This is a genomic window from Planifilum fimeticola, from assembly GCF_003001905.1.
GTDB lineage: Bacteria > Bacillota > Bacilli > Thermoactinomycetales > DSM-44946 > Planifilum > Planifilum fimeticola.
The window spans coordinates 38,432-46,920 of sequence record NZ_PVNE01000030.1 but is presented as its reverse complement, the minus strand read 5'-3'; the positions used below and the strand labels follow the sequence as shown (position 1 = coordinate 46,920).

The window sequence follows — 8,489 nt, the reverse complement described above, 5'->3', positions numbered from 1 at the left end:
AGAGTAACAGAGCAATGCCTCCTTACTGCCGTTTGCCAAAACATCAAGAAAATGGCCTTGCTCCTTTGGAAGAGGAACAATGGGCCCCAAGGCGGGTCCTTTATCCGTCTGTTCTTCTCTATTTTCTTCCAATTAGCATACAAACCCAGCGGTTTTTCCGCTGGGTTTGTCAATAGCCTCAGCCCTCCCGACGAGGGAGGGCTTTTGATCTATTAGGCTTTCGGACCGGCAGCGCGGATCGATTGGGGAACATCCTTGAACTTGGCGAAGTTTTCCTGGAAGCGACGGGCCAGCTCCCGGGCTTGCCTGTCAAATTGTTCCGGGTCATTCCAGGTGTTTCGCGGCCAGAGAATTTCCTTCGGGACGCCCGGACAGGATTCGGGGACCGCCACCTGGAAAATGGGATCGGGCGTCATCGGCACCTGTTCCAAGTCTCCCTTGATGGCCGCCCGGACCATGGCCCGGGTGTAGGCGAGCTTCACCCGCTTTCCGACTCCGTAGGGGCCGCCGGACCAGCCGGTGTTCACCAGGTAAACCCGGACGCCATGCTCGGCGATCTTTTTGCCCAGCATTTCAGCGTAAACGAGGGGCGGGCGCGGGAGGAAGGGAGCTCCGAAACAGGCGGAGAAGGTGGCCTCCGGTTCGACGATTCCCCTCTCGGTTCCCGCCAGTTTGCTGGTGTACCCCGAAAGGAAGTGGTACATCGCCTGTTCCGGCGTCAGTCGGGAGATCGGGGGGAGGACGCCGGATGCATCGGCGGTCAGAAAGAGGATCACCTTCGGATGACCGGCAATTCCCGGCACGACGGAGGAGGGAATGTAATCGACGGGATAGGCCGCCCGGGTGTTTTCCGTGATATCCTTCCGATCGTAGAGGGGGTTGCGCTGGTCATCCAGCATCACGTTCTCCAGAACCGATCCGAAACGGATGGCCTCCCAGATCTGCGGTTCCTTCTCCCGGGACAGGCCGATGCATTTCGCGTAACAGCCTCCTTCAATGTTGAAGATTCCCCGGCTGGACCATCCGTGTTCATCGTCCCCGATCAGCTGACGCTCAGGGTCGGCGGACAAGGTGGTTTTTCCGGTGCCGGACAGGCCGAAGAAGAGGGCGACATCTCCGTTTTCTCCGACGTTGGCGGAACAATGCATCGGGAGAACGTCCTTTTCCGGCAACAAGTAGTTCATCACGCTGAAGATCGATTTTTTCATTTCGCCGGCGTAATAGGTGCCGCCGATCAGGATCAGTCCGCGCTCCAGGCTGACGGCGATGAAGGTCTCGGAACGGGTTCCGTCGCGCTCAGGGTCCGCCTTGAATCCGGGAGCGACGATCAGTGTCAATTCCGGACGGTGTTCGGCCAGTTCCTGCTCCGTGGGACGGATCAGCAACTGCCGGATAAACAGGTTGTGCCAGGCCAGTTCATTGATCACCCGGATGGGCAGGCGGTGGGACGGGTCCGCTCCGGCAAATCCGTCGAAGATGTAGGGCTGCCGCCTTTCTATGTAATCCGCCACCCGCCGGTATAACCGGTCAAACACCTCCGGGTCCATCGGTTGGTTGACGGGACCCCAATCGATCTTTCCCCGGATGGAAGGCTCGTCAACCAGGAATTTGTCCTTGGGCGAGCGTCCGGTGTATTTTCCCGTGACGGCTCGAAGGGCCCCATCCCGGGTCAGGATGGCTTCCCCCCGGGCCAATGCCGCCTCCACCAGCGCAGGAACGGGGAGATTGCGATTCCTGCGATCGAAAGAAAACGGGTCGCTTTGCGTGGCTGCATGTATCGGAGTACTCATGAGTCCAATCTTGCCTCCAGTCCTCAGAATTCAGAAAAAATGTGTTTTCTTGGACGGGTCTCATACGCAAAAAAGTATAACATATATATATGTCCGGTGAAAGCGGATGCATCACATCCCTGGGTATTTTGCCCATTGACTTGGGGACAAATTAATGGTATCTTCGTACAGAATGAATATCACATCGGGAGTGTTTGAATGAGCAAGGTAACGGAAGGAGCCATCGTCAGCGGTGAAGTGGTGGCCATCAAACCCTTCGGTGCTTTCGTCAAACTGGAGACGGGAGAGACGGGTTTGATCCATATTTCCCAAATCTCCACCAAGTATGTGGAGAAGGTGGAAGACGAGCTGTCGGTGGGGGATGTGGTCAAGGCGAAGGTCCTTTCTGTGGAACCGCCCGGAAAAATCTCGCTTTCGATCAAAGCGTTGAGCGACGACCGTCCGCAGCGGGGAGACCGCCGTGGCCGCAGGGGTCCCGCGGACTTCGAGGATATGATGAAAAAGTTCATGAAGAGCAGTGAAGAGCGTCTGAGCGCCCTGGCCGCCAAGCAGAAAAAGCGCTGACGAAGTGGACGAAGAGCAGTACGTCGGCTGCAACATCTTCCTTCAGGAAGATGTTTTTTTGTTTCTGCGCAAAATGGTGGATTTTTAGAAATTGAATTATTATATTTGTATGAATATACCCCTTTGGTTAGGGAAGTGTATTACAACTTTTTGGTTTTCCACCTGTTACGGGATGGACATTTCCATTATCGTGGGATATAATGGACCCCACGAGTGGGACAAGCTCCGGACTTTCCGGCAAACTCACTCTACATAGTAAAACATTGGTGGAGGGAGACGTAGCAGTGAAACAAATCTTGCGTCCTTTTTTTATTTTGTTGATGATGGCGGCGCTGACGATTGCCGGATGCAGCAATTCCGCCGAGCAGGGGGCGGATGCCGAAAAGCCTGGAGAAAAGAAAAACTTGGGCATGCAGGATGTGCTGTCTGAGGCCGATAAGGCCTTGAAAGAGGGGAAGGGACTCAGCTATGCCATCACCGGAAATCAGACCATGACCATGGATTTGAACGGGCAGAAAGAGGAGCTTGAACAAACCTTCGACATAGACATGGACATGACGACCGATCCGCTGGCCATGCACATGAAGGGTTCCATGAAAATGATGGGCCAAGAGATGCCCATGGAAATTTACATGGTTGACAACATGATGTATCAGAAGACGGAAACGGGCGGCTGGACGAAAGGCCAGTTGGACGGTTTGGATATGGCGCAAATGGGTGGTCAAACCCAGACCCCCAACCAAGCTCTGGAACAGTTGCGCCAGTTCGTGGATAAGCTCCGGGGCGACAAGCAGGATGAAAACCTGAAGATGAGCAAGGAAGACGGGGCTTATGTGATCGAGGTGACCGTGACGAAGGACGTCGATGCGGAGTTTTTGGGACAGATGGAAGATGCGCTCCGATCGGCCATGGTGCCCCAACTCGAGCAAAGCCTTCCCATCAGCAAGGATGACATCAATGTGAAGGTGGACAAGTATGTCCAAAAAGTTTGGATCGATGAAAACAACTTCCAACAGAAAAAAGTGGAACAAACCATGAATGCGAAGATGGATATCAAGGATATCAAGGTGGACATCGTCCAGGACATGAAGATGGATCTGAAGGGGAATTTTGAGGGCACCATCACCGTTCCGGAAGAAGCGAAGTAAGGCGGCAGGAAATGAATTACCGGCCCGGAAGCCGAACATGAACGGCTCCGGGCCGGTTTTTTGCCTTTAAGGGGCTTCCCGTCGCTTTTCCACGGCAAGGAGGGAAGGGGCATGATTCCGGTTGGGCAGTTGAACCCACATGGTTTGAAACCGGTGGGGGCTGAGCTTTTTCGCCCACCGGATCACCGCCTCGGATTCCTCGGGACCACCCGGGTGACCGGTGTAGAGGACGACGCTCATCATGCCTCCGGGGACGAGGAGTCGGGCAGCGGCATCCAGGGCGGGAACGGTGGTTTCGGGGCGGGTGATGATCGCATGGTCGCCGTGGGGAAGGTATCCCAGATTGAACATCACGGCCTTGATCCGGCCGTGCACTTCGGCAGGCAGGCAATCCGCCATCCGGTGGTGGCTTTCCTTAAACAGGGTGACCCGTCCCTCCAGGTTGGCCGCCTCCAGGCGGCAGCGCGCGGCTTGGAGCGCCTCCGCCTGGATATCGAAGCCGAAGACGAGGCCGGAGGCCCCCACCGTTTCCGCGAGGAAGAGGGTGTCATGTCCGTTTCCCACGGTGGCGTCCACCGCCGCGTCCCCCGGGTGGAGCGCCTGCCGGATCAGCTGTTTGGACAGGGAAAGGATGGAAGGGAGAATCATGGCGAAGATCCCGTTCTCCGTCGCCTGCGGAGAATCACAAGCCTCCTTCCAGAGGGTTCAAGGGGTATGCTTGATAGGGCGGTTTGCCCGAGGACCTTCACAGGGCTGCGCGGTATTCGGGGGAATATTTTTTGCCCTGCCAAGTGTTGCGCTTTTTCAATTCGTCATCGATCGCATTCAGCACTTCCCATTTTTTCAGGCTCCACCGGGGACCGATCAACAGGTCCGGGGGGCCGTCCCCGGTCACCCGGTGGATCACCATGTCGGGGGGCAGAATTTCCAAAGTGTCCACCACCAGGCGGACATAAGTCTCCTTGTCCAGAAAGCGCAGCAAACCCGCTTCGTACTGCTTTACCATCGGCGTGTTTTTCAACAGGTGGAGTAGGTGAATCTTGATGCCCTGAATATCCATGGCGGCGCAAGCCCGGGCCGTTTCCATCATCATCTCTTCGTCCTCGCCGGGCAGGCCGTAGATGATGTGGGCGCAGGTGCGGATCCCGTGGCGCCGCAGTTTCTCCACTCCTTCGAGGAAGCAGGCGTAATCATGGCCGCGGTTGATCAGCCGGGAGGTTTCGTCGTGAATCGTCTGCAGGCCCAGCTCCACCCACAGATAGGTCCGCTGGTGGAGTTCCGCAAGCAGTTCCACCACATCATCGGGGAGGCAGTCGGGACGCGTGGCGATGGACAGGCCCACCACTCCCTCCTGCTCCAGAATGGTCTCGTACATGGGGCGCAGGGTGGTCACCGGTGCGTAGGTGTTGCTGAAGGCCTGGAAATACCCGATATACTTTGCCTGCGGCCATTTTTGATGCATCCGGTCGCGCACTTCCCGGAATTGTTTCACCAGATCGTCGCGCCGGTTGCCGGCAAAATCCCCGGACCCCCGGGCACTGCAAAAGGTGCAGCCGCCGACGGCGACGGTGCCGTCCCGGTTGGGGCAGGTAAAGCCGCCGTCCAAAGGGACCTTGAACACCTTCTCGCCGAAGGTTTGACGTAAATGGTAATTCCACGTGTGATATCGTTTCTCTCCCCACAGGAGAGGATTGTTCGTCGATTCCCGTGTCATGCAGATCCTTCCCCGCTTCCTGACCTTCAAAATCCCGCCTGTGGTGGCGGGTTGCGCGTTCACAGATTTGAGCCTGTTCCCATTATACAATATCAAGCCGGTCGATGCAGACCGGCTTATGTTTCTTCGCCGTCAAGCGGCCGGATGCAGGCTTCGGTGTCGTTTCGAGGGGAATTGACCAGGGTGGAAACGGGATAGAACCGGACGGACTCATCCGGATAGGGAACCAGCAGTTGGCGGAGCAGATCGGGATCCCTCACCCCGGGGTCCAGCCAAAGGTCTTCCGCGGACCGCGGAAGGATGACGGGCATCCGATGATGGATGCCGGAGAGTTTTTCGTTGGCCCGGGTGGTGATGATGGTGAAGGATTCGACGGCCTTTCCCTCAGGGGAGACCCAGCGGTCCCACAACCCCGCGAAGGCGAAAAGCTCTCCGTCTCCGACGATGATTCGATAGGGCTGTTTCTTTCCGGTCTCGGTTTTGCACCATTCGTAGTAGCCGTCGGCGGGTACGAGACAGCGCCGCCGGTGGAGGAGCGGCCGAAAGGAGGGTTTTTCCGTCAGGGTTTCACTTCGGGCGTTGATCATCCGTTGTCCGATGGATGCCTCCTTCGCCCAGCGTGGAATCAACCCCCAACGCAGTTCGCGGATTTTCCTCCCCCCCTTTTCATGCCGGATGACCGGAATGTTCTGGGTGGGAGCGATGTTGAAGCGAGGGCGGTTGAGTGAACCATCTTCGGCCGAAGCGAGGAACCGGCGGCGCAGGGCATTCAATTCGACGGTCAGGGTGAAGCGACCGCACATGGAAACTCCTCCTTCCTGAGGGAAACCGGGTATATGCACTATTTTTTATTCCCCGAGGCCGGGAGTCTCTATCAAAAGCGCCCGAACCTGTTATCAGAAAAACGAAAATTGGTGGACATCATCTTTTTCGGTTTACAAAATAATTGGTTCGAGATACTGTTATATATAATTTGATCCCCTATTTATCAAAGAAATTGTCCGAAAAAACAACATCTGTACTATCACATCTTTCCCTCCTGTTTCGTTGTTGTGTGTCAGGGGGAGCCGCAAAAACACCGGGGAAAGGGAATGTCGCATCCCAATATTAGGAATCCTAAGCAGTGAACTGCTTGCTTTTTCCATCGGTTGTCGAAGGGACTTTTGGAGAGGAGTGAAGCCTTGTGGCCGTCGAACTGAAGCAAACCCTTGATATGGTGCAGATTTTGAATGAGGACGGTGAGCTCAACCCGGATCAAGAAGTTCCGGAGTTGTCGGAAGAGGAACTGAAGGACTTGTACCGGTGGATGCTGCGGGTCCGCATCTTTGACCAGCGGTCGGTCAAACTGAACCGGCAGGGAAGGCTGGGGTTCTACGCGCCGATGTCCGGGCAGGAAGCCTGCCAGATCGGATCGGTCGCGGCCCTGCGGAAGGATGACTGGCTGTTCCCCAGCTATCGGGATATGGGGGCCTCCATGTATCACGGACTTCCCCTGCATCAAGTCTTTCTCTATTCCCGGGGGCAGATCGGAGGCGGGAAGATCCCCCAAGGAGTGAACATGTTTCCTCCGCAGATCATCATCGCCGCCCAGGTGCTCCATGCCGCCGGCGCCGGATGGGGATTCGAGCTTCGCGGTGAAGATAAAGTGGCGATGGCGATGTTCGGGGACGGCGCCACGTCGCAGGGCGATTTTCATGAAGGGCTCAACTTTGCATCCGTGATGAACGCCCGTTCCATTTTCTTCTGCCAGAACAACCAGTACGCCATCAGCGTGCCGATTTCCAAGCAGATGAAGAGCAAAACGATCGCCCAGAAGGCGATTGCCTACGAAATTGAAGGCGTTCGGGTGGACGGCAACGACATCCTGGCCGTGTACCGGGAAGTGAAAGCGGCGGCAGAGCGGGCGCGCCGCGGGGAGGGGCCGACGTTGATCGAGGCGGTGACTTACCGTCTGGGGACTCACACCATGGCCGGTGATGATCCCTCCCGTTACCGCGAAAAGCGGGAGGAAGAGGAATGGAAGGAGAAGCGCGATCCTCTGAAGCGTTTCCGTCGCTTCCTGGAAAAGAAGGGCTTGTGGTCCGACCAGGATGAAGAGCGGACGGAACAGGAGATGCTCGAGGAGATCAACGAGGGGATCAAAAAAGTGGAAGCCATGCCCAAGGGGGCCGTCGTCGACGTGTTTGAAGACGTGTACACCGAGATGACCCCCGATCTGAAGGCGCAGAAGGAAGAGTTCCTTAAGTGGAAGGGGGAAACCAAATAATGGCCGTCATGACGATGATCAAGGCGATCCAGGATGGAATGCGCGTGGAGATGGAACGGGATGATTCCGTACTGGTTTTGGGAGAGGATGTCGGGGTCAACGGCGGCGTGTTCCGGGCGACGGAGGGGCTTTACCAGCAATTCGGGGAAAAGCGCGTCTTTGACACCCCCCTGGCGGAATCGGGCATCATCGGAACGTCCGTCGCCCTGGCCGCCCTCGGTTTCCGGCCCGTGGCGGAAATTCAGTTTCAGGGATTCGTATATGAGACGATGGACCAGATCTGCTCTCAAGCCGCCCGCCTCCGTTTCCGGTCCGGCGGAAGGTTCAACGTGCCGATGGTGATTCGCTCTCCCTTCGGCGGCGGAGTGAAGACGCCGGAAATGCACTCGGACAGCTTGGAAGCCCTGTTTTTGCACACGCCCGGTTTGAAGGTGGTCATTCCCAGCAATCCTTACGATGCCAAGGGACTGTTGATCGCGGCCATCCGCGATCCGGATCCGGTGCTCTATTTTGAACCGATGCGCCTCTACCGCTCGGTCAAGCAGGAGGTGCCGGAAGAGGCGTATACCGTACCCATCGGCAAGGCCCGCATCGTGAAGGAAGGGTCGGATGTGACCCTGATCGCCTACGGGGCGATGGTGCCGATGGCGGAGAAGGCGGCTCTGCAGGCGGAAAAGGAACGTGGAATCAAGGCGGAAATCATCGATCTGCGCACGATCAACCCGCTGGATATGGATACATTGCTCGCTTCCGTGGAGAAGACCGGACGGGTGGTGATTGTCCATGAGGCGGTGAAGACGGGAGGCGTCGGTGCCGAACTGATTGCGCGCATCAACGAAAGTGCGATCCTTTCCCTGGAAGCGCCGGTGGTCCGGGTGACGGGCTATGACACCCCCTACCCGATTTCGTCTCTGGAGGATGAGTGGCTGCCCTCCGTCGGACGAATCCGCACGGCGATCGATCAAGTTCTCGATTTCTGAGAGACATGCGGAGCCGCCGATCCGACA

The 8,489-nt window shown here is 56.9% G+C and carries 8 protein-coding genes; 4 read left to right on the top strand and 4 right to left on the bottom strand.

Translation table 11 applies throughout. The features are described 5' to 3' along the window. Positions 1–212 precede the first annotated feature (212 nt). The gene (gene pckA / locus CLV97_RS15325; RefSeq protein ID WP_106346402.1) at positions 213–1,790 is read right to left on the bottom strand and encodes a phosphoenolpyruvate carboxykinase (ATP); all 1,578 of its coding nucleotides are present in this window, start codon (positions 1,788–1,790) and stop codon (positions 213–215) included. 198 nt (positions 1,791–1,988) lie between these two features. Here pckA and CLV97_RS15320 point away from each other — a divergent pair, with 198 nt between their 5' ends. Together CLV97_RS15320 and CLV97_RS15315 are read left to right on the top strand one after the other, a co-directional pair. Continuing rightward, positions 1,989–2,354 carry a S1 RNA-binding domain-containing protein gene (locus tag CLV97_RS15320; protein WP_106346401.1) on the top strand — a complete coding sequence of 122 codons (366 nt, stop codon included), beginning with the start codon at positions 1,989–1,991 and terminating at the stop codon, positions 2,352–2,354. 284 nt (positions 2,355–2,638) lie between these two features. Then, a complete protein-coding gene (locus tag CLV97_RS15315; RefSeq protein WP_106346400.1) occupies positions 2,639–3,502 on the top strand; it encodes a DUF6612 family protein in 864 nt (287 codons plus the stop codon). A 66-nt stretch (positions 3,503–3,568) separates the two neighbouring features. On the opposite strand, the gene mnmM is transcribed toward CLV97_RS15315, so the two are convergent. The 3 genes from mnmM to CLV97_RS15300 form a co-directional block, all read right to left on the bottom strand. Next, on the bottom strand, positions 3,569–4,150 hold the full coding sequence (gene mnmM / locus CLV97_RS15310) for a tRNA 5-(aminomethyl)-2-thiouridylate-methyltransferase MnmM (RefSeq protein WP_106346399.1): 582 nt from the start codon (positions 4,148–4,150) through the stop codon (positions 3,569–3,571). A 97-nt stretch (positions 4,151–4,247) separates the two neighbouring features. Then, positions 4,248–5,216, bottom strand: a complete 969-nt coding sequence (mnmL, locus tag CLV97_RS15305) for a tRNA modification radical SAM protein MnmL/YtqA (protein WP_106346398.1) — start codon at positions 5,214–5,216, stop codon at positions 4,248–4,250. A gap of 116 nt (positions 5,217–5,332) precedes the next feature. Continuing rightward, positions 5,333–6,019, bottom strand: coding sequence for an SOS response-associated peptidase (locus CLV97_RS15300; protein ID WP_106346397.1), 687 nt, complete (start codon positions 6,017–6,019; stop codon positions 5,333–5,335). 380 nt (positions 6,020–6,399) lie between these two features. On the opposite strand from CLV97_RS15300, the gene pdhA reads away from it, so the two are divergent. Next, a complete protein-coding gene (pdhA, locus tag CLV97_RS15295) occupies positions 6,400–7,482 on the top strand; it encodes a pyruvate dehydrogenase (acetyl-transferring) E1 component subunit alpha (protein ID WP_342749809.1) in 1,083 nt (360 codons plus the stop codon). Then, a complete protein-coding gene (locus CLV97_RS15290) occupies positions 7,482–8,462 on the top strand; it encodes an alpha-ketoacid dehydrogenase subunit beta (RefSeq protein WP_106346396.1) in 981 nt (326 codons plus the stop codon). The genes pdhA and CLV97_RS15290 overlap by 1 nt, the downstream gene beginning before the upstream one ends. The last annotated feature ends 27 nt before the right edge of the window (positions 8,463–8,489 follow it).